Below are 18,699 nucleotides of genomic sequence, written 5' to 3'. Positions count from 1 at the left end.
TTAAATAAGAGGCTCGTCCTGAGCCTCTTTGGGTGTTACGCGACGGTGATTGCTGCCGAAGCAGTCTTCGCGCCGTCAGTGGTGGTGAAGGTGATCTGGGTATTACCAGCGGCCTTACTAGTTACCTTGCCGGTGCTATCTACAGTAGCTACAGCAGTGTTGCTCGATACCCACGTACCTGTTTTATCGGTGGCGTTGGTAGGTGCAAATACTGCGGCCAGCTGAGTAGTGCCGCCCACTGCAATATTTGCCGTGGTTGGATTAACAGCTACGCCAGTGACTGCGACAGATGCGCCACCAGCATTAGGCTTTGGGTTGGTCATGGTTCCCAGAATGCCGTCGTCGTCCGGGTATGCGTTGAAATCAACGGAGAACACGCGAACGTCATCGGATTTGTAGGCCATGGTGAAGTTACCCGCCGTTGCCGCCTTCGGCAGAGTCAGCACGAAGTCAGTGCCATCCTGCGGGGTCAGGATCAGTTCCTGAGCAACGTCAACGAGGTTGATGCCCTGAGCGGAGCTGATAGACAGGGTGTTTTTGTCAGCCGACATGGTTGAGCCAGGCATCAGATTGACCAGATTTGCCAGAACACTTTCGGCCAGCGGCGCGGTAACTTTTACGTTACGACCCTGCACCAGTTCAGAAATAGTGGTCTGACCCAGCTGGTCAACGGTGACTTTTAGGGTTTCAGTGGAAACCTCAACTTCAACGCCGCCTTTGGTGTAGCCAAGATCCTGGCCACCGAAAGACACTTTGCAAGCGCCTAATTTGATGTTTTTAACATGGGTGTTAGCCATTGTTTGCAAACTCCTTTTTGCATTAAGTGCCGCATTCCTTACGGCAAAAGTAATTATATAGCTATTTTTTACTTTAAAAAAGTAACCATTCAGCTATTTTAATGATGATTACACTGGATATGCTGCAAATTCGACGGGAATGCCAGCTTCGAACAGCGATCCATCATCCTGCGGGTAAATGATCGGCAGAGACAGAGGCTTAACATATTTAAACCGAATGCCCTGCACTTCTGTATCAAGCAGAGGCAAAACGACCATGATTTTGTTAGCTCTGGCCGACACTGCAGACAATGTTGGCTCTCTGATGATTACGGTAAAAACATCCTGATAAAAGCCATCAAGCTCGCGGTCAATGGCAATACCGGTATTGGGATTCACCAGCAAAATTCCGCTTTTGACTGAAGCCGGCATGTGATGCGCGAAAGTATCTTTACCAATAACGCCTAACTTCTTGTCCTGAAGAAATTTGGCAAACGCTTCAATAAACATGTCACCCCCTTGTGAATCCGGCCTTTCTTGCTGCTTCTTTCACAGCTTCCCTGAACCGTTTTTCGCCCATTTCAATCGCGCGCTCCATGTAGAGACGCCCTACTCTCGCTCGCATTCCCTCGATCGGGGGGTTGGTGACGCTCTTCATTCTTGACAATCGGCCAAGCCGGTAGTGATCGTTGTGCATGTAATCCGCATATTGCCCAACCGTCACGCCCGGATGTCCCTCGCGAGATGTTGCACCGGATACATACAACTCGACTTTCACCTCTGAGAAGTTATTGATTACGCGCGCGTAAATCGCCTTCTCCAGTGAGCCGGTTTCAATTGGCGCCATCGCTCTGGCCAATCGCTCCATCACCTTAGCCACCTTCTCCATGTCGCGAAGCAGGTAACGCTTAAACGCTTTTTGACGCTGATCGAGAGAATTGGCCTGGCGCCGTAACTTTGATGCGTCGTAACTCAGACCCATACGTTTGCCCCGACTTCCAGATGACCAGGGCGCCCACGAAGCCCCCAACGACGCTCTACGCTCGCCACCAGCAACTTAGTGCCAGACATCACCAATACGTCACCCAGCTTCACATCAGCAGCCAGGGGCACAATTAGCACAGCATTGAACGTCTCAACGTCAGCTTTGCCACGACTGCCAGAGCTATCAGCTCGTACCGACGACTGAACGACGCCTTCGGTAAAATTCACTACGCCTACTTTGGTGCTTCTCACAAACTGGTATTTCGACTCGCCATAGATGTTCATCCCACCTTTTCGATAAACAGCGAGTTCCGTTTGCCAGGCTACGTGCATATCCACCTCCATGTGAATAAACAACGCCAGCGCCATCCAACTGGTGCGGGTGCATCAATGATGACTTAAACCCTGCCCCCATGCTGGTGGTCACTGGCGCGAAATTTGACTACCGACGAACGATAAACCGGTTATTGGTATACTTAGCCAGCAAACGCCAGGTGGTTCTAGCCACCGTCTTAGGTGCGCTTTTACCGGTTCGGTACATATTGGTCGTCTCGCCAATCGACTCAGAGAGAATCCCATCTTCGCGCGCGGCAGCTACATCATTGCCGTTGGCAATTTCACAGGCTTCGTTTATCACAGCCAACATCACAGCGCGCTTGAAGACATCCGGGAAAGCGGCAAAATCTTCATCGCTCAGCTCATCCCAATCCACCATATCGACGCGGTACTGCCCAGCTGCGCCAAACGGCATTGTGGTGACATTCAGCATGTTTTGCGGTCGATCGTAATCGTCATAATCGATACCAAAGATACGACGAATTGAGAAAGGCATTGTCTTGATGCGATTTGTGGCCTCAATAAGACGCTTGCGCATCAAGCTGTCACCATCGGCAAGTAACGCATCCCCATTCAGCATGTCTATTGCCTGCATCTGGGCGTCGGCGATTGTGGCAAACGAATGTCGTGGAACCGCCAGCTCAAAGTCTGCCATCAGAACATAAAGCTGCTCAGAGAGGTGATTGATAGTGCCGTCATTGACCGTCAAGACCAAACGACGCAAATCCCGTTCACGATCTGCAAGCTGGTTGTACTCGGCTGGCACGACAACAGTGACGGACATCTGGCCAGCCTCAAACTCCACTGGTACATCTTCCGCAACAATGTTCGCCCGGCCGTCCTTCAGAGTGTACGTTGCGGAAGCCGCATCGAGCACATTGAGAGTGAATGACAGCGAAACATCTTCGCCGCTTTTAAACGTGCCGAGCTGAGCCATCATTCACCGCCCTGGGCTTTCACAATGCCTTCGATCATCTCAACGATGCCCTTGCCCTTTACGCCCAACTCATTTCCGATCTGTCGTAAACCGGCAATGCCTTCGCTATCAGCTACCGCTTCCAGCTCTTCGCGGGAGAACTTCGGATGTGTGCTTACATGGGCTTGAGTGGTCACTCGCTCCATACGCTCATTAACCGGCGCAGCGGTCTCTTTTACGCTGTCAGCGGATAACCCATGGCGTTCGCTATAAATCCCAGAAGGAGACACATTGGTGCCCTCAATGGTTTCTGCGCGCATAGATGAGCAAATGCGCTGCTGATCCACAAATGGCAGTTCTGATACAGAGATGCCATCTTCAAACTGGATGCCACACAGCATTCCGGTATAGCCTTTGAAGCAGGATTCGAGCAGTCGTACTTTTGCAGATTTCATATGAGTCCCTATAGAGGCCGATTAGACGGCCAAGTTATATTTATTCAGTGCCGGTGCCGGCATCGGTGGCAGCTGTAGTTGCGGCTGCAGCCACCTCAACTACCTCACCGCGCAGGGCGGCAAGCATTCGCTTCTGTCGGGCCTCACTCACCGGGCTGGTGGTAACACTATGCTCAAATGGCACGCCGAACATATGACCTGTGTAATCAGAGAGCGCTTCTTCAGTGATGCGTACTTTCTTGTCTGCCATGTTTACTCCATAAAAAAGGGCGGGCGACTGCCCACCCTTGCTAGTGATCGTTGATAGGTAGGTAACTACCTATTATTAAGATTAAATCTTAACGCCTTTCAGCGCCGCGATCGCTTTGTCGTGCTTGTTCGCCAGAGAGCAGTACCATTTAACACGAGTACGCAGGGCGTCTTTGTTCTGAACGGTGCCGATGGACTCAACCACGATACCGGCATTATCACCACCGTACAGACCGGTCAGACCGTTCTCTTCGGACAGGTGCAGGCCGTAGATGTCGGCAGCGCCGTCAACAACAGGGATGAAGTCGTTCACGATGAACGGAATGCCGTTGTGAGTCAGCATTGGACGACCAAAGTTTTCGATCATCACTTCAGACGGGCCGACGTTCACTGTACGCAGCAACGCACGGTAAGCGCGCATATGCTCAGAACGAACCATCAGGCAGTCTGCACCCAGATCTTTCACCGCATCCACCAGCTCATCGAGCATGGAGAAAGTCATGGACGCGTTAGCAACGATGCCCTGATCAGCAGACATCAGCTTAGCAATGCCATCGAAGGATTTCGCGTCTTTGGTGGAGTCACCCTGGATCAGGTTACGGCGGAATGCACGCGCCAGACCTTTGACTTTGGAACGAACCTGGATAGCCAGCTGGCTATTGGTGTCGGCCATGGTGGTCGCCAGGAATTTATCAACGTCAACGTCGCCAGCCAGAATACGCAGCTTAGCCACATGCTCGGTGAACGTTGCAGCGCCTTCTGGAACCACATCGTTCACGTCAATGAAGCTGGCTTCAGACAGTGTATCTTCGCGGTTGTACAGATACGCCTTAGAGTTGATCTTCATGAAAGGCAGAACGGCAAACAGGTCATCGCGATCGATGATAGTTTCGATTACGCCCTGTTCCAGTTCGTTGTTAGACAGCTTTTCAGCTTCGTCTCGCAGTAATGGCATCTTTTCAATTCCTTTTGATTAAGATGTTATTTTGTAACGATTTTTCCCAGACCCGCGGTTAACTTGTCAATCGTTGACTTGTTCACCGGGGTGGTTACTTTGGCACTTGGCTTACTTTGTGAGCCTGCACCTGGTTTAGCCTCGCTTCGCAGCAAAGCGTCGGCTTCAGGATCTGCACGCAAAATACGCTCAATCGCTGATTCGAATGCGAGAGGTTGGCCATGGCCATCGACCAGCACCGCACGGTCTTTTTGACCAGCTGGCTTGTCGTAACCTACAACGCTGCCGTCTTCGCCTACTTCAAAATGGTTGCCGTAAATCACACGAGCCTTCGCCGGTGTCATCAGAGCTTTGTCACGCAAGAAAGCAGAGCCAGAGAAAGATGCACCTACTGTCATCTCCAGTAGCTGCGCCTTCAGAGTGGCATTCTCAGCCTCAATCTGGGTACGGACATCACGCTCTACCTGCAGTTCGGTTTGATGGGCTGCAACCATTTGTTTTTTGACCGCGTCAAATTCACCGCGGCGCTCAAGCTCAGCTTGCTCCGCTTCTTGACGGGTACGTTCTGCCGCAGCTTCAGCATCCACTAAACGACGAGCACGTTCAGGGTCAATGTCACCGTAAGCAGCCAGTTTTTCCTTGCGCTTCATGCTCTCTTTCAAAAGCTCAGCGCCTGACTTCTTGGCATCACGCAGTTTTGCGATCAGCTCCTCTTGAGACAGACCTGCGTATTCATCGTCGAGTTCTGGCTGACGAGCCTGTTTATGTGCGTCATCAGTGCCAGGGTTGTGTTCGCCACCTTCGCCACCAGACTGTTCGCCCGGTTGCTCTTTAGTTGGGTCACCACCACCACCGCCACCGCCACCGCCCAGCTCTTCCTTGCCAGCGACGTCCATCAGGCCACGACGGGCCATCATCATTTGCCACAGATTCATAAAATTCCTTTTTACGCCTTATCGCTCGGTTGCTTGAGCAGATGAGTTCCCTGATCCTTGGGAAGAAGTATTCTCGGTTTCTTGAGAAGATGCCTTATCATAGGTAGTTGACAACCTATTTTCAATACCTACAGATACATTTTTTGGAGGAAATTTCAAGAGATCTGCCTCAAATTCCTTTTTCATTTTCTCCGTGACGTTCGGGAAGATCTTATCGATGAGCATTTCCATCTGATAACGACGAACACTTTCCGGCGCCTGCAACTCTGATAACTGCTGAGCAACAGCAAATTCGTCAGTCAAACCACGGATGTCGAAACTCTCCGGGTAGCTAACCAATGTGTGATCGTCTTCCAGCTCTTCACCCATCCATTTGCCAACCAGGGCAAGCATCTGGCGCTCTGCACGTTCCAGACGTTCAGCTTTCGTCACCAGCAAGCTATTCACGCGCTGGAAGTCGTATGCTTTGGCTGCGCCAGAGGAATTATCAATGCCCTTTGCGTTGTCCTGCTTAGTTCGTTCACCGGCAACACCAACAGAGTGATAAATCTCGTTGATGACAGTTTGAACCGTGGTGATGATCATCTGGGCTTGCTTCGGGTCTGGCGACATGTAGAACGGCTGCGAGCCACCTTCACCATCAAAGGTAAACACTCGTTTAGTTCCCATTTCCAATACCTTGCCGTGGTTCTCATCGCCAGGCAGCATTGCCTGAACTGGAATCGCCAGCTGGGAGAAGGTCTGATCCTGAATGATTGCATCAAGGTTCGACAGGTAGTTGGCCACCGCACGGTCAAGGTAAGCGATGTCATCAATGAGCGATGGGCTGAAGTATGGCGATTCGCTTTGACCAATACAGTCAACAGGGAACACCGGCACAACACCCAGGTTATGCTCACCACTATCTTCGAGGTAAACCTTAGCATTACCTTTCTGGCCACCCTTCTTCACTTCTTCGCGGAACAGATACCATTCGTTTTGAGTCCACAAGCGATAACGCTGGAACTCTTGTCCGGTAGAAGCAAACGGGTCGGCATCATCACGGGCGACTTCCACCACAAGCGCCCACAGTAAATTGCCGTCGTCATCCCATGCCAGATCCAGCATCTGCTGCGGTGAAATCCAGTAAGCGTAGGCGCGGCCATCTTGCTTCTTCTGGTCTTCAACCGACTCAGCGCCAGCTTCCATTGTGCTATCCACCACAACCCAAATTCGCCCATAGATGGAGGATTGCAGATCGATGGCGGCCATGAACTCGTTAACGGAAACGTTTTGACGAGTCGCGCGGCGCCAGAAATCTTGGATGAACTCTGGTGCGTCTTCCTCAGTGCGGTGAATATCTTCGCGGAAAATGTATTTGTTGATCAGGTTTACGACTTCACGCGTGTGGTTGAAGCGGTATGCTCGCTCTACACGTTCTTTGTATTCCTGATCACCTTCTTTGAAATAGCGGAAAACGTTGTCATCGAACCATGCCCGGCCACCCGCGTAGGTGGCCGAAATAAAGTCCCAATGCTCCTTTTTCTTTTCATACTCGGGATGCCGGCGTTTAACCAGATCCTTGATTACTTTGTCAGTCAATTCCATTTGACCAAGCCCCAATTTAATATAAATACCGCTTTAATATAGGTAGTTAACCACCTACCGTGAACCACCAAGAATAACACGACTTTTAACCGGAAATCTTCTATGAATTGGATAGCCGAGGGCGTCAGCGCTATGCTCTACACCACCTGACTTGTCCATATCACGCGAACCCGGTTTGTAGATCACTTTTTCCAGTGATTCAATCAGCCCCTTACACTTCGGGCTGATATAAAGTCTCACATCCCCAGACGCGGTCATCAGCATACGGTTTACTGCGTTCACACGGTCAGCGATCGGCGGGTGCTTCTTCGGGTGATCGATACGCAGAAAACCCTTCTCTTTAAAGATGTCCACATCCGATTCACCACGCGCATGTTGTCGGTATGCGCCTGCAGGGTCTGGGAAGACTGTTACCTGAGACTTTGAGCGCCAGTACCGGCGTTCCAGCTCATCACATACCTCTGCGGTGTTTGAGGAATACAGCACCAACTCATCAACCGCCCAAACTTCACCATTCGGCTGCGGCTGCAGGATGACCGAGGACATTGGATCGATGTTGAAGTCCTGACCAACCCAGATTGGCAGCTTCGGATTGAAGGCAACATCTTTAACATGCGTTTTGCGGTCGAACGGGTAATACACGCGGCCAGACATGTTCTCAAACGACGCCAGGTATTCCTGAGCGAATGATTTAGGGTCCATATCATTGCGCGCGGCATCAATCTCCGCCTCTGGAACAAATGGCGAGTCGGCCGTAACAAACTGCCAGCTCTTCCACTGTCCCTTCTTCTGCAGATCTTCGTTTTGCCCGATCGTCCACAGTTTATGGAACTCAGAAAAGCCTTTAGGCGTACCGATAATCAGCGCCCCACCGCGGGTAGAAGACAGCGTTGGACGCAATACCTTGTACCAGGTGTCAGGCTTCATATCCTGAAACTCGTCGAGTACGACGAAATTCAATGCAACGCCACGCAGCGTATCTGGTTTATCCGCACCTTTAAGGGCAATTTCCGAACCGTTCTTGAGAACGATCGTCATTGTGGTGTCGTTCTTTTTAGCCACCCATTTGCGCGGGATAGTTTCCTGAAGGTCATCCCACAAAATCTGCCTGGCCATCTGGTACGTTGGCGCCACGTACCAGACTCGCTGTTTGCGGCCAGAAGCAGCCGCACGAATAATTTTAGAAATCGACAGTCGGGACTTACCCCAGCGCCGGCCAGCACACACCACTTTGAAACGATGGGGTGACTGGAACACTGACATCTGCCCAGAATGCAGCTGAATTAAGCTCAGCGATGACGGGATGGCCATGGTTACGCTTCCCCACTATCATCGTCAGCTTCGCTCTCTAAAACGCTCTCAGCGTCTTTTGCTGCTTCCTCTTCAAGTGCCTCAAGCTCATCGTCGTCAATCAGATCTGGTTCTTCTGATTTACGCAGCTCTGCCACCTGATTTGGTGTCAATTCGCCAAACACCAGGTTAGGAATTTCGTCGGCCAAGCCTTCGTCTTTATCCATGCCCAGTGCTTTGGATGACACATCAAAGCACTTAGCCAGAATATTGCTGGCGCGCTGAATTGACTTTAGATCGCCCTCGATAACAGCAAGCGATGTACCTTTGGACTTCGCCTCGGCAACCTGACCCATTGCCATTCTGCCAAGTGTGAATGCCCAGCTGTCATACTTGTTACGACGATCTTCAATTTTGTCGGCGCGCTCTTTAGCCCGAATCTCTGCGTCTGACTTCAGAGATTCGCGCACCATCTTGCTAACTGAGTCGGCTCCTTTGGCCAAGCCCTTCTTTTTGAAATAACGAGAGAAGGTCTCGCGGCGCAGCCCATACTCGTCTTCCAATCTGGAAAGCGTGTACTCACCGGACGCCCATTTCGCCTCGATCTCCGCCCACATAGCTGGCGTGACCTTGACCTTTACCTCTTCAGCTTCGGTCGTCATAGTTCCCTCTAAACCACCACGGCGCTTCCTTGCGCCGAGTAAAATAATTTTCTGGAGTTCTAAACAAATTGGTTTCTAAGGTTAGAAAACAATTTAATTGGGGAGTGGTTAAAAGCCTGCTTCCGTATATTTAAATAACCAGTAATTATTTATTTATGGGAAGCAGGTCTTTCTCATGCCACCATCAGCTTTACGCTTGCCCTACCCATAACGGTCAGACCGAGTGTGCGGCGCTGATAGCCATCGTCTCCGCGCGCTCGAAACTCACCTTTCTCGACAAGTCCCTTTTTAATTAGCGCCCGAAGAGAGAACTGCATACTCTGCTTTGTGGTTTTGTATGGCAGAACCTCCAGCAGCTCATCGAGGTCAAGTAAATGGCCGCGATCGTGGCCAAGGTAAATAGTGCGCAGAATATCTTTCTGCTTATCTGTCAAAATCATTTGCTCGCTTCCTTACGAGATACGCGCCAGATCCAGCGGCGCATTTAATGGTTGGTTGTCGAATGCCAGTAGTGGCAACACGTCAGGCAATTCCCTGCCAAAGTCCGGGTTGCGGTAAACACCATAGAGCGGCGACGTAAAGCTAAGGTTGTGAATGTCCTTCAGCAATTTCACGATACTGGCTTCATCCACCAGCGAATCAGCGATGTCCTGCACGGTTGTGCCGCGGTTACGCCCAGCTTTCGCCAACGATGAGTTCTTATGGTAGTCGGCAACGAGATCCACCAGCGCGCGCCGGCGCCGATTCTCGCTCATCGAGAACAGCTCTTTTACAATGCTCTCATTGTCGCCCGGGTCGGCACGGAAATGCCGCTGGAATACGCGCAGCGCACTTTCGTAACTCTTCGGGCGCTCTGGTCGAATAAACTGATAACCTGCCTTCATCGCAAAAGGGTTGTATTTGCTCATCGAGGACTGGATTTCGATGATCGGCCTGTTGTGCATTCGGCTCACTAGGTTAATCATGCGATATGAAACACCCACACCACGGTATTGGGTGTCCACCACTGAACGGCTGATCACAGCGAAATTGTTATTCACGTAACGCCCCCAGAACTGATTGGCCACCGTCGTGTTAGTGGTGGGCTTCAGTTTGGGGAACATGCGGTGACGTGGCGCCAGAAGCAATTTTGGAAAAGCCACAACAACAACGCCCACCAGCCGACCGTCAAGCTCGCAGCGGTAATAGGTTGGTGCGAATGGTTTGCCGTCAGTTTTGTAATGCAGCGACTTCAAAGCATTCCAATCGTCCACAGTGCCGCGCGTCACAGTCATACGCTCCAGAAAATCCAAATGCTTCGGAAACTCTTCAGGCTTGTAGCGTTTAATGGTTACATCGTTCATCGCACCACCTTCCGACTGCCATAACCACCGCGACGAATAGTTGAGGGGTGACGCGTCACAATATCCTCGATCGCCGGCAAACCACCCGCCTTCTTGTCGGCAAGGAACTTGACGCGAGCTTTCACAAACTCTTCAACGATGTAACCCTGAAGATAAGTGAAAGCCTCCTGATCCGAAGGCATCAAATCATGGTGTTGGCCGGTGATAAGCGCGATATGTAAGGCTTCATGCCAGTAAACCGACTCGTTGTAGTTTTCAGGCAGATAGACGCAGTGAACATTTGTGTCGTACTGGATGTAGCCCAGGTCAGTGACCATGCCACCAACCCCTGCAACATATTCACTCTCATCCAGCCCATAGAGCTGTTTGATCACCTCTACATAGCGCTTCTCACCAAAAACAACGACGCAGCGGTTGTAATATGGAGCGACACGGAAGCCATAGGCGCCATGGGCGCGAAGCCAATCTTGCCATTCAGCTTCATGCGTCCAGCGGCGGCGCAGCTCAGCCCCCTCGTAAATTGGGAAAACTTTTTTAAGCTGCATAGTCCACCTTCACACGTTCTTTGTAGTGCTTGGTGATCTGCACATCCGGGCGCAGCGCATTTTTTAGGTCTTCATGCGTGGTTGCCACCATGACAGTTGCCCCGGCTTTACGCGCAGCGCGCTTGAGATTGGAGGCAACGACCTGGGCAGTTACTCGATCCAGAACAGCGCCAAACTCATCAGCAACCCATACCTTTGCGCCGGTTTCGATTAGTTTTGCGATTTTCAGGCGGTAGCGCTGGCCATCTGACATCTCAGAAGGTTTGCGAACAAACAAATAGGCATCGTTAAGCCCAGCCATGGATAACAGCCCCAATGCCTCGCTGGTGGTCTTACCCAGCTGGTCAATGACGTTCTTGCTGTCATCAAAGGCAAAGTCTTCGATTGACGCCACATCCTGACCTTCTTCTTTCATCAAACGCTGAAGCTCACGCAACACCACTGATTTACCAGATCCTGATTGGCCGGTGATGTACACGACATCACCGCCCCTAATTTCCAGCTCCAGGTTGTCGTAAAGCGACCACTCCTTTTCATCAAGACCCAGACCAAATGACTCTGCGATCTCCAGCGTTCGGGTGGTTTTAGTTACACGCGTTTGGAAGGCTACATTGATGAGGTAGTTGCTCATTCCTCTCCCTCATCGACAGCTTCCTGAGAAACACGCTTCGCATAAGCCACAAATGCTTCTGCCCCGCTCTCTCCCGTTACCTCTTCCATATGGGCTAGTAAATCCCCAACAACCAACGCAGAGCCAGCAGGGAGTGTTTTAAACCCCAGCACGTCGATCACTCGCAATTCTGATTCCGCCACTTCCCGGGAGATCTCTTCATGCTCTTCATGCTGGCGCACGGATTCATGACCCAAATCCATCACCAGAGAGTCGGTGGCCATGTCTTCCGTCATGCTGCCAACCAAAACGCTCAGCTCACGCTCATCGAAGCCAATTACAACCTCATCGCCCAGCACCAGCTCTTCCAGCTCTTTTTGCAGCTTAATGGCGTCATAATCGGTGCTGGCCAGACGGTTGTCTTCAAGACGCTTCGCGCGAACAGAGACCTCGTCGAGATCGGCTCGGATAATTACCGGCACCAGCTCAAGCCCAGCATAAATTGCAGCCTCTCGGCGGCCATGACCGGTAATGATCACCATGTCTTTATCAACGGTAATTGGCTGGTCAAAACCGCGCTTAGCAATCGCCGCAGCCAAATCACGAATCTGGGTTTCGTCGTGCTTTTTGGCATTGGCTTCATATGGAACCAAGGTTTTAGGGTCGAGATACACGATCTCAAATGGGGTGCTCATCAATTACGTTCCTTGTAAAAGTCTGCGAGCCACACCAGGGCTTCTCCAGCGTCTTCCATGTCGCTGCCAGTATTAATGCCCTGCTCGGCAATGATCGATTTAATGGCTGTAGTGACTGAATCAGCAGAATCGAAGGTGACTTTGAAGCGCATCGTCTGGTGCTCCACACCCAAACGCTCAACCTTCTCGCGTTTATCCTCTTCTGCCGCTTTCTCGTCGCCATCAGTCAGTCGCTCCAGTTCCGCCATATCGAAAGCCGCAGTTCGGGCCAGTGTCGCTGCCATTTCGTCATCAAATGGGGCGATTTCTGAAAGGCTGAAGCCAGTTTCTGACTGGATTTCTTCAATCAGACGTTGCAAAGCGAGTTGATCGTCTTCACCGTAGCGCTCGTTATCGACCAGAGACATTTGCTTTGCCACCACGTCGCTGATCTGACCAACGGTGATAACTGGCACAGTGGCAATGCCCTGCTCAATGGCTGCGCGCCAGCGGTGTTCACCACCGAGAATCTGATATGAGCCATCTGACAGCTCGCGAACCAGGATCGGCTTGAAGAAGCCCAGGCGGTCGATTGAGCCTTTCAGCTTTTCGAAATTCTGGAGACCCACGGCGTTTGTATTCCACGGGTTTGGCTGCAGTAGCCCTACTTCCACCTGCAAGATGTTAATTTTTACGTCCATGTTTTTGATATAATCCATTAAGTAACCAACTACTTATTAAATCATAGCCTGTTAACACAATAAAGGCACTAAGGAAAGACACATGGGCGTTAATATTGTATCAAACGCAGTGAACGCGTTAATTTCAGGGGCGGATGACAACGTAAAAAAGATAGTTCAGGACATGTTGAGCTACGATGTTGATGGCGCCTCATTTTCAGGTAGTGGTGGATGGGATGGTCGCAGCACCATGTTCAACTGGTCAAAATGCTCGTTTCCGGCTGGATTTGCTCGATCTATCGCAGCAAAGCTAAACCGGGCTGGTATTCCTGCAACTCACATTCGGAAACCGATGGTTTCTGCTCTTGGCAAGCCAAATCCCGCGGTTAACCCATTCCCTTACAATCCCGATTACGCATATCAAGATCAGACAGTGGAAGCCATGGTGAAAGTGGGCGGTATGATTGCCCAGGTCGCAACCGGTGGCGGAAAATCAAATATAGCCTGCAAGGCAGCTGCTCGTATTGGTCGTATGACGCTGTTCATCACGACTCGATCAGTTCTTATGTTCCAAATGGCGGAAAACTTTCAAAAATCCATCGCCTATCGAGCTGAAAATGGCGAGCCGTGGCTTAAGGGGCAGAAGGTTGGTGTGATTGGCTCGGGTGAACTGAAGGTATCACGTCATATTAACGTTGCGACAGTTCAAACACTCTCCAGTTTTCTAAATGAGCCTGGTTCTGACCTTTCTCCCGAGAAGCGCGCCCAGCACCTCAAGCGAAGAGAGCTTATCAAACAACTGCTTGCCAGCGTTTCCCTCCTGATTTTGGAAGAAGCGCACGAATCATCCGGCTCCAGCTTCTACGACATCGCCAGACTCTGTCACAACGCTGATTATCGACTGGCTTTGACCGCAACTCCGTTTATGAAGGATTCCACGGAAGCCAACATGCGATTGATGGCTGTTGCCGGCCGAATTGAGATAAAGGTGACGGAAAAATATCTGATTGATAAAGGTATTTTGGCAAAACCCTACTTCTTATATCATAAAATCGCGTACACTCCAGATGAGGCTAGGATTAAGGCTGAACTTGCATCAAAACACCTGAATTTCCGGGTTGTTATGAGCACGCCATACCAAAAGGCGTACCAATTAGGCATCGTTTACAACCTAAACCGTAATGCAGCGATTGTTCGTGCCGCTGTAATGTATAGGTCACACAAGTTAAACTGTATGACGTTGGTAAAGCACAAAAGGCATGGTCAGATCTTAATGGAGATGATGCAGGCAGAGGGATTGCGGGTTGACTTCATTTATGGTGAATCATCCCAGAAAGTACGACAAGCAAAATTGCAGAGCCTGGCTGCAGGCAAAATAGACATTCTCATTGGCTCCACCATACTCGATGTAGGGGTTGATGTCCCAAGTGTGGGTGCGGTGATCCTCGCTGGTGGTGGGAAGGCAGAAGTCGAGATGCGTCAGCGCGTTGGACGTGGTCTACGAGCCAAAAAGAATCAGGCAAATGTTTGTTTTATCTCTGACTTTATTGATTGTTCCAATAAGTACCTGATGTCTCATTCCTACGAGCGCAAAAACATCATCGACACTACACCCGGCTTCGCTGAAGGCGTGTTGCCTGTCGATGGAAAGTTTGATTTTAATGTTCTGGGCAACTGATACATGGAAAAACCAAAACCCGTTTTTTGCCAGGTTGCTTTGAGTCCTCGCGCTAACGACAAAGTTGAAGCGTTTAAGAGCAAACTCAGAGAATCTGGCGTCAAGATGACCAAGTCTGAAGTTATCGACATGATCGTCACAGAAGTAAACATGGCCGACTTCGCGCGGTACTCGAAAAGGGCTTTGGCCACCAGTAAAGCCGCACAAAGGATTATTGAACTGTACAACACCACCGACATGACGGAAGAAGACCGTGACATTCTGCTCGCTGGTTTGGAACACTCAAGCAACCCAGAACCGAAGCCTTAACTTCACATTGGGCTGGTCTTCTCCAGCCCACTATCTCGGCACCATTCCCACCTCAACACAATCGCGTGTTACCCTACAAAAAAACAAAACTTCGGACTCAAAATGACTATCACTGATATTACTTACGGCATACCCGCTGAGGTGTGGCCTCGCGATTATAAGGACGTCGAGAGATCATTACAGTATTACCGTGCCAAGAACATACCTGTAAGGGTAACTCTGGAGGATGGCCAGGTTTTCTCTCTGTACGTATATGGGCTTCTAACCGCACGAAACAAACTCGACCTAACCCCTATCCCTTCGGATAACGACCACCGGGTTCGTGTGCCACTAGAGCGTGTGGCCGTAATTGAAACCATCAACCCATCAGAAGTTAAGGTTGATTATGCGGGAAGGTTGACCATAAACGCAGACGAGTTGGTAAACCAGCCATCAAAGCGAGACTTCTTCAAGATATGTCGCCAGTCGCACCAAGACGATAAGCTACTTCGTGTCTACATGGCCGAAGGTAGGGAGATTGAGGGGCGTTCCGCAGGCGTGAATGCTAACCAGTTGAACTTGCGTCAGCCTGACGGTAAGCAACTGGTGATCTTGTTCGATTGGGTTGAGCGGATTATTCCATTCTGGTGAGAAATTCGACTTAAAGTTTTTAAACGTTCCTGCCGATACTTCCTTCTTTGATAAAGATTTTTTAGGGATTTTTATGAGTTTCAGGGTGTTGTCAAAGTTATCTTTATTCATCGCAGCTATAGGTTTGGCAGGTTGTGATGGTGAAAAAATCGATTTGACCGAATATGTTTTACCAACTCAATTCAATGGGAACGTAAGGATGGTTTTGGGTAGCGAACTGCTCCTACTACCATACGAAGATGCTTTCCAGGTAAGAGAATACTCAAAGAATAAAATCGAGTATTCTGAATATAATGTCGCGAAGGATGAGACCGTAAGTCAACTCCAGCTTAAAAGCAAAATAGTTCCCAGAGGCGAGGGTCGCCACACCTACATTATAGGTAGCGATGATATTATTGACCATACTGAAATAAATACAAAAAAGAACGATTACGTATATCCGCGCTACATTAATCTCGATAAAGTTTACAATGGTAATGATGTTGGCACCTTTGACATGTTGCCAACTAAAAACAGTAACACAGAAACCAACGAAGTTGTTTTCAAGAAAATTAAGCTAAACGAAAAAGATTGCCTATTAATAAAGAAAACAAAACACATAATTAATTCAAAATTCGATAATTTCAAATATCAATTTGATGAATACGCATATTGCAAACCTTTCGGCTTAGTTGTTCATAATTTATCTAGCGGGCCTAAGAAGGATGTAGTTCATGGTGCTGTAACTAAATTACTTGATATTAGAAGAGCCGAAGAGTTGTAGGCTATAAGGCCCGCATTATGCGGGTCTATTTTTACCAAGCAGTTTTGTTCAGATAGAAGTCACCACCGGCATTGCTGCCAAATCTGTAAGCGGCCTCCGATTTCACATCCACAGTTGTCTCAACGTTCTCACCGGCACAGAACGGCATGGCTCTTGAAAGTCGAGCACCGATAATGTGTTCCCCGGGCGCAAGGTAAAGGCTCACCTTCTCAGACATCCCCACTTCGGCCACATCTTTCCCATCAACTGCAACCGTCGCGGTGCAGAATGCTCCCTTAGTTCCAGAATCGCGTTTAACGACCGTCAGCACCGTGCCGGTGGCGGATTGTGTAAGGGTGCGATCGATGATCTGCTTCGATGGTACTTCTTTTGCTTCACCGGTCGCTACTGGTTGGTTGGAGCAAGCGGAGAGAAGGAGTGCAGCAGCTGTTGCAGTGAAATAGGCAATTTTCATATTCATCCCGAATCTATAAGGGCAATTTAATTTAAGTTATGTAGTGCAGGCGTGTTATTCACCGTTGCATCATATCAGCAAGCAATAAGGTTATCCATGCGGCAGCGGCTAAGTGGTTAATTGTTGAGTCGATCAATTATATATAAGGCCAATAGCGTCAGTGACTGCAATATTTTATTGGTCGATATGGTCAACCGGTCAATTATATATAAGGGGAGTAGCCGAAACAGGGGATTTATTGAGGGAACACCTTCCTTCCTTATACGCTTATTTCTAGGACTTTGCTTTTTTCATCTTTTTTAAAAAAAATCATAAAAAGAACTTGCACGGTTTTTTAACTCATCCATAATGCAACCCATCGAAAGCAAACACGCTAACGATAAACAAAACATTCAGCGCTTTGCGCAAATATAAAGGATAAACATTATGTCAAACATCATTTCTAAAAAATCTGTTATTGAAGCTGCTACCACTGTTGCAATTGAATTAGCTGAAACTGTTGCAAGCGTCGAACAAAATTACACTACTCGCTATAAAGCTGGACAAGATACGAAAGCAGATAAAAAAGCGATGCAAGCTGCCAAAACTAAACTTGCATATTTCACTAACAACGTTTGCAAGCCACTGACTGATGATAAAGCAAATAGTGTGTTTTATTATGCGATTAAAGCAAGCAAGCAAACGCCAAAGCAGTTTTTCCGCGAAGCAATGGAGAATAGCTATAGCTTGGAAAAACTGGTCTACTTGATTAATTCTATCCGCGCTAAACGTTGCGAATACTCATTAGCGGATCAATCTGGTTCACGCGTATTTGCAATTGTTGAGATTATCAAGGATGAAATGAAAGTTTTCACCAATGGCGCAGTTAAGACGCTGATGGATGAAGCTAAGAAAGAAAATGAGAAGCAAGCGGATCAAACGTATACGCAAGCAAATCAATTAATCGCTATGTGTGAACGTTTGGGCTTGATTGAGAAGATCAAAGGAGCTGGCGCAGCCAAAAACGGATCACAACAATATAAACTGTTAGATAATGATTTTGTGTCTTATATCCGTGATGCTTTCGCAGTAGCTCAATAAAGGAATATAGCGCCCACTATGGGCGCTTTTAAATGGACACAAAAGAATGACTAAGCAAGATTACTTAAAGCGCCAGAATAAAGCATACATGAAATTTAAAGCGGAACTTTGCGCAGAGCTACAAGCGGAACTGGACGAAATGAATTTAAATTTTTTCGATGTCGTAAATGGTTATATGACTGAAAGAAAAAAGCGTTATATATTTTTAGTCGATACAATCGGAAAACTAAAACGCGATCTTTACTGCTAATTTTAAGCGCCCATAGTGGGCGCTTTTTGCTTTCCAGATCCGCACCACTTCAGCGCCCACTATGGGCGCTTTTTTCGTTGTGTCGCAGCAAACGAGACATGCTCAAAAATCGACGCCATGAGACGATCCCAGAGACGCGTTTTAACGTTGGGTAATGCGTTACCACACGTTATAGATTCAAGCGCTTAGAATGCTTTACAGCGCGTTTAAATCGCCATGTTTAAATTGTGATCGTTGTCTGATGTAACGTTGCCAATATGGGCGCGCTGTTACGTGTCGGTATGGAGCGGCATTGTGCGCTGGCATCGCGTGGCGCTGGTACAATGTGCGCTTACTGGCTGGCGAGTCTGGCTGGCTGGCTGGCTGGCAATCCAGTGGTAAAGCAGTCAAGGCGTAAAGCCATTCAGGTGGATGCTCGGCAAATGGCTGGGGGCGATTCTGGGGTGGCCCTGGCCACCGCCCTACCCCACTCCTAAAGCCAAACCTAATCTGTACCTGAATCCCTATACCGAAAGCTGGCCGTTTCCCGAAAAATTCC

The 18,699-nt window shown here is 49.2% G+C and carries 25 protein-coding genes; 6 read left to right on the top strand and 19 right to left on the bottom strand.

Annotation, left to right across the window (positions count from 1 at the left end):
• Nucleotides 1-35 precede the first annotated feature (35 nt).
• From BJP61_RS20895 to BJP61_RS20810, 18 genes are all read right to left on the bottom strand, one after another.
• Nucleotides 36-797 (bottom strand): Ig domain-containing protein, encoded by a 762-nt coding sequence (locus tag BJP61_RS20895; protein ID WP_171999567.1) that lies wholly within the window; start codon nucleotides 795-797, stop codon nucleotides 36-38.
• Nucleotides 798-905: 108 nt separating this feature from the next.
• A complete protein-coding gene (locus tag BJP61_RS20890) occupies nucleotides 906-1,286 on the bottom strand; it encodes a minor capsid protein (protein ID WP_171999565.1) in 381 nt (126 codons plus the stop codon).
• Nucleotide 1,287: 1 nt separating this feature from the next.
• Nucleotides 1,288-1,758 (bottom strand): hypothetical protein, encoded by a 471-nt coding sequence (locus BJP61_RS20885; protein ID WP_171999563.1) that lies wholly within the window; start codon nucleotides 1,756-1,758, stop codon nucleotides 1,288-1,290.
• A complete protein-coding gene (locus BJP61_RS20880; protein WP_171999593.1) occupies nucleotides 1,749-2,093 on the bottom strand; it encodes a hypothetical protein in 345 nt (114 codons plus the stop codon). The genes BJP61_RS20885 and BJP61_RS20880 overlap by 10 nt, the downstream gene beginning before the upstream one ends.
• A 109-nt stretch (nucleotides 2,094-2,202) precedes the next feature.
• The gene (locus BJP61_RS20875) at nucleotides 2,203-3,033 is read right to left on the bottom strand and encodes a hypothetical protein (RefSeq protein ID WP_171999591.1); all 831 of its coding nucleotides are present in this window, start codon (nucleotides 3,031-3,033) and stop codon (nucleotides 2,203-2,205) included.
• Entirely contained in the window at nucleotides 3,033-3,467 is a 435-nt protein-coding gene (locus BJP61_RS20870; RefSeq protein WP_171999561.1) for a hypothetical protein, read from the bottom strand. The genes BJP61_RS20875 and BJP61_RS20870 overlap by 1 nt, the downstream gene beginning before the upstream one ends.
• A gap of 40 nt (nucleotides 3,468-3,507) precedes the next feature.
• Nucleotides 3,508-3,717, bottom strand: coding sequence for a hypothetical protein (locus BJP61_RS20865; protein WP_063160598.1), 210 nt, complete (start codon nucleotides 3,715-3,717; stop codon nucleotides 3,508-3,510).
• Between the two features lie 81 nt (nucleotides 3,718-3,798).
• Nucleotides 3,799-4,671 carry a major capsid protein gene (locus tag BJP61_RS20860; RefSeq protein WP_171999559.1) on the bottom strand — a complete coding sequence of 291 codons (873 nt, stop codon included), beginning with the start codon at nucleotides 4,669-4,671 and terminating at the stop codon, nucleotides 3,799-3,801.
• A gap of 26 nt (nucleotides 4,672-4,697) precedes the next feature.
• Nucleotides 4,698-5,606, bottom strand: a complete 909-nt coding sequence (locus BJP61_RS20855; RefSeq protein WP_171999557.1) for a DUF6651 domain-containing protein — start codon at nucleotides 5,604-5,606, stop codon at nucleotides 4,698-4,700.
• Between the two features lie 18 nt (nucleotides 5,607-5,624).
• Nucleotides 5,625-7,193 (bottom strand): hypothetical protein, encoded by a 1,569-nt coding sequence (locus BJP61_RS20850; RefSeq protein ID WP_171999555.1) that lies wholly within the window; start codon nucleotides 7,191-7,193, stop codon nucleotides 5,625-5,627.
• A 54-nt stretch (nucleotides 7,194-7,247) separates the two neighbouring features.
• Nucleotides 7,248-8,504 carry a phage terminase large subunit gene (locus BJP61_RS20845; protein WP_171999553.1) on the bottom strand — a complete coding sequence of 419 codons (1,257 nt, stop codon included), beginning with the start codon at nucleotides 8,502-8,504 and terminating at the stop codon, nucleotides 7,248-7,250.
• Nucleotides 8,505-8,506: 2 nt separating this feature from the next.
• On the bottom strand, nucleotides 8,507-9,145 hold the full coding sequence (locus tag BJP61_RS20840; protein WP_171999551.1) for a DNA-binding protein: 639 nt from the start codon (nucleotides 9,143-9,145) through the stop codon (nucleotides 8,507-8,509).
• A gap of 173 nt (nucleotides 9,146-9,318) precedes the next feature.
• Complete coding sequence (locus BJP61_RS20835; protein WP_057057284.1) at nucleotides 9,319-9,585, bottom strand: hypothetical protein; 267 nt, start codon at nucleotides 9,583-9,585, stop codon at nucleotides 9,319-9,321.
• 12 nt (nucleotides 9,586-9,597) lie between these two features.
• A complete protein-coding gene (locus BJP61_RS20830) occupies nucleotides 9,598-10,488 on the bottom strand; it encodes a hypothetical protein (RefSeq protein ID WP_171999550.1) in 891 nt (296 codons plus the stop codon).
• The gene (locus BJP61_RS20825; protein WP_057057286.1) at nucleotides 10,485-11,033 is read right to left on the bottom strand and encodes a hypothetical protein; all 549 of its coding nucleotides are present in this window, start codon (nucleotides 11,031-11,033) and stop codon (nucleotides 10,485-10,487) included. The genes BJP61_RS20830 and BJP61_RS20825 overlap by 4 nt, the downstream gene beginning before the upstream one ends.
• A complete protein-coding gene (locus BJP61_RS20820; RefSeq protein ID WP_171999547.1) occupies nucleotides 11,023-11,664 on the bottom strand; it encodes an ATP-binding cassette domain-containing protein in 642 nt (213 codons plus the stop codon). The genes BJP61_RS20825 and BJP61_RS20820 overlap by 11 nt, the downstream gene beginning before the upstream one ends.
• Nucleotides 11,661-12,338 carry a ParB/Srx family N-terminal domain-containing protein gene (locus BJP61_RS20815; RefSeq protein ID WP_105621103.1) on the bottom strand — a complete coding sequence of 226 codons (678 nt, stop codon included), beginning with the start codon at nucleotides 12,336-12,338 and terminating at the stop codon, nucleotides 11,661-11,663. Before BJP61_RS20815 ends, BJP61_RS20820 begins: the two co-directional genes overlap by 4 nt.
• Entirely contained in the window at nucleotides 12,338-13,036 is a 699-nt protein-coding gene (locus tag BJP61_RS20810) for a ParB N-terminal domain-containing protein (protein ID WP_171999545.1), read from the bottom strand. The genes BJP61_RS20815 and BJP61_RS20810 overlap by 1 nt, the downstream gene beginning before the upstream one ends.
• A 64-nt stretch (nucleotides 13,037-13,100) precedes the next feature.
• Between BJP61_RS20810 and BJP61_RS20805 the strand changes: the two genes are divergently transcribed.
• From BJP61_RS20805 to BJP61_RS20790, 4 genes are all read left to right on the top strand, one after another.
• Nucleotides 13,101-14,675 (top strand): DEAD/DEAH box helicase, encoded by a 1,575-nt coding sequence (locus tag BJP61_RS20805; RefSeq protein ID WP_171999543.1) that lies wholly within the window; start codon nucleotides 13,101-13,103, stop codon nucleotides 14,673-14,675.
• 3 nt (nucleotides 14,676-14,678) lie between these two features.
• Nucleotides 14,679-14,984 carry a hypothetical protein gene (locus tag BJP61_RS20800; RefSeq protein ID WP_171999541.1) on the top strand — a complete coding sequence of 102 codons (306 nt, stop codon included), beginning with the start codon at nucleotides 14,679-14,681 and terminating at the stop codon, nucleotides 14,982-14,984.
• Between the two features lie 102 nt (nucleotides 14,985-15,086).
• Complete coding sequence (locus BJP61_RS20795) at nucleotides 15,087-15,614, top strand: transcriptional regulator (RefSeq protein ID WP_171999539.1); 528 nt, start codon at nucleotides 15,087-15,089, stop codon at nucleotides 15,612-15,614.
• Between the two features lie 73 nt (nucleotides 15,615-15,687).
• The gene (locus tag BJP61_RS20790; protein WP_171999537.1) at nucleotides 15,688-16,377 is read left to right on the top strand and encodes a hypothetical protein; all 690 of its coding nucleotides are present in this window, start codon (nucleotides 15,688-15,690) and stop codon (nucleotides 16,375-16,377) included.
• 31 nt (nucleotides 16,378-16,408) lie between these two features.
• On the opposite strand, the gene BJP61_RS20785 is transcribed toward BJP61_RS20790, so the two are convergent.
• Nucleotides 16,409-16,831 (bottom strand): hypothetical protein, encoded by a 423-nt coding sequence (locus tag BJP61_RS20785; RefSeq protein WP_171999535.1) that lies wholly within the window; start codon nucleotides 16,829-16,831, stop codon nucleotides 16,409-16,411.
• Between the two features lie 426 nt (nucleotides 16,832-17,257).
• Here BJP61_RS20785 and BJP61_RS20780 point away from each other — a divergent pair, with 426 nt between their 5' ends.
• Entirely contained in the window at nucleotides 17,258-17,911 is a 654-nt protein-coding gene (locus BJP61_RS20780; protein WP_171999533.1) for a hypothetical protein, read from the top strand.
• A gap of 46 nt (nucleotides 17,912-17,957) precedes the next feature.
• Entirely contained in the window at nucleotides 17,958-18,161 is a 204-nt protein-coding gene (locus tag BJP61_RS20775; RefSeq protein ID WP_171999531.1) for a hypothetical protein, read from the top strand.
• Nucleotides 18,162-18,699 lie beyond the last annotated feature (538 nt).

It is taken from the genome of Cronobacter sp. JZ38, assembly GCF_008932145.1.
In the GTDB taxonomy this organism is placed as follows: Bacteria; Pseudomonadota; Gammaproteobacteria; order Enterobacterales; family Enterobacteriaceae; genus Cronobacter; species Cronobacter muytjensii.
This window is presented reverse-complemented; position numbering and strand designations above follow the sequence as displayed.

Excerpts from the sequence above, each read along its gene's own strand:
- BJP61_RS20895 (WP_171999567.1), bottom strand. The coding sequence starts at position 797 with ATGGCTAACACCCATGTTAAAAACATCAAATTAGGCGCTTGCAAAGTG.
- BJP61_RS20890 (WP_171999565.1), bottom strand. The coding sequence starts at position 1,286 with ATGTTTATTGAAGCGTTTGCCAAATTTCTTCAGGACAAGAAGTTAGGC.
- BJP61_RS20885 (WP_171999563.1), bottom strand. The coding sequence starts at position 1,758 with ATGGGTCTGAGTTACGACGCATCAAAGTTACGGCGCCAGGCCAATTCT.
- BJP61_RS20880 (WP_171999593.1), bottom strand. The coding sequence starts at position 2,093 with ATGCACGTAGCCTGGCAAACGGAACTCGCTGTTTATCGAAAAGGTGGG.
- BJP61_RS20875 (WP_171999591.1), bottom strand. The coding sequence starts at position 3,033 with ATGGCTCAGCTCGGCACGTTTAAAAGCGGCGAAGATGTTTCGCTGTCA.
- BJP61_RS20870 (WP_171999561.1), bottom strand. The coding sequence starts at position 3,467 with ATGAAATCTGCAAAAGTACGACTGCTCGAATCCTGCTTCAAAGGCTAT.
- BJP61_RS20865 (WP_063160598.1), bottom strand. The coding sequence starts at position 3,717 with ATGGCAGACAAGAAAGTACGCATCACTGAAGAAGCGCTCTCTGATTAC.
- BJP61_RS20860 (WP_171999559.1), bottom strand. The coding sequence starts at position 4,671 with ATGCCATTACTGCGAGACGAAGCTGAAAAGCTGTCTAACAACGAACTG.
- BJP61_RS20855 (WP_171999557.1), bottom strand. The coding sequence starts at position 5,606 with ATGAATCTGTGGCAAATGATGATGGCCCGTCGTGGCCTGATGGACGTC.
- BJP61_RS20850 (WP_171999555.1), bottom strand. The coding sequence starts at position 7,193 with ATGGAATTGACTGACAAAGTAATCAAGGATCTGGTTAAACGCCGGCAT.
- BJP61_RS20845 (WP_171999553.1), bottom strand. The coding sequence starts at position 8,504 with ATGGCCATCCCGTCATCGCTGAGCTTAATTCAGCTGCATTCTGGGCAG.
- BJP61_RS20840 (WP_171999551.1), bottom strand. The coding sequence starts at position 9,145 with ATGACGACCGAAGCTGAAGAGGTAAAGGTCAAGGTCACGCCAGCTATG.
- BJP61_RS20835 (WP_057057284.1), bottom strand. The coding sequence starts at position 9,585 with ATGATTTTGACAGATAAGCAGAAAGATATTCTGCGCACTATTTACCTT.
- BJP61_RS20830 (WP_171999550.1), bottom strand. The coding sequence starts at position 10,488 with ATGAACGATGTAACCATTAAACGCTACAAGCCTGAAGAGTTTCCGAAG.
- BJP61_RS20825 (WP_057057286.1), bottom strand. The coding sequence starts at position 11,033 with ATGCAGCTTAAAAAAGTTTTCCCAATTTACGAGGGGGCTGAGCTGCGC.
- BJP61_RS20820 (WP_171999547.1), bottom strand. The coding sequence starts at position 11,664 with ATGAGCAACTACCTCATCAATGTAGCCTTCCAAACGCGTGTAACTAAA.
- BJP61_RS20815 (WP_105621103.1), bottom strand. The coding sequence starts at position 12,338 with ATGAGCACCCCATTTGAGATCGTGTATCTCGACCCTAAAACCTTGGTT.
- BJP61_RS20810 (WP_171999545.1), bottom strand. The coding sequence starts at position 13,036 with ATGGATTATATCAAAAACATGGACGTAAAAATTAACATCTTGCAGGTG.
- BJP61_RS20805 (WP_171999543.1), top strand. The coding sequence starts at position 13,101 with ATGGGCGTTAATATTGTATCAAACGCAGTGAACGCGTTAATTTCAGGG.
- BJP61_RS20800 (WP_171999541.1), top strand. The coding sequence starts at position 14,679 with ATGGAAAAACCAAAACCCGTTTTTTGCCAGGTTGCTTTGAGTCCTCGC.
- BJP61_RS20795 (WP_171999539.1), top strand. The coding sequence starts at position 15,087 with ATGACTATCACTGATATTACTTACGGCATACCCGCTGAGGTGTGGCCT.
- BJP61_RS20790 (WP_171999537.1), top strand. The coding sequence starts at position 15,688 with ATGAGTTTCAGGGTGTTGTCAAAGTTATCTTTATTCATCGCAGCTATA.
- BJP61_RS20785 (WP_171999535.1), bottom strand. The coding sequence starts at position 16,831 with ATGAAAATTGCCTATTTCACTGCAACAGCTGCTGCACTCCTTCTCTCC.
- BJP61_RS20780 (WP_171999533.1), top strand. The coding sequence starts at position 17,258 with ATGTCAAACATCATTTCTAAAAAATCTGTTATTGAAGCTGCTACCACT.
- BJP61_RS20775 (WP_171999531.1), top strand. The coding sequence starts at position 17,958 with ATGACTAAGCAAGATTACTTAAAGCGCCAGAATAAAGCATACATGAAA.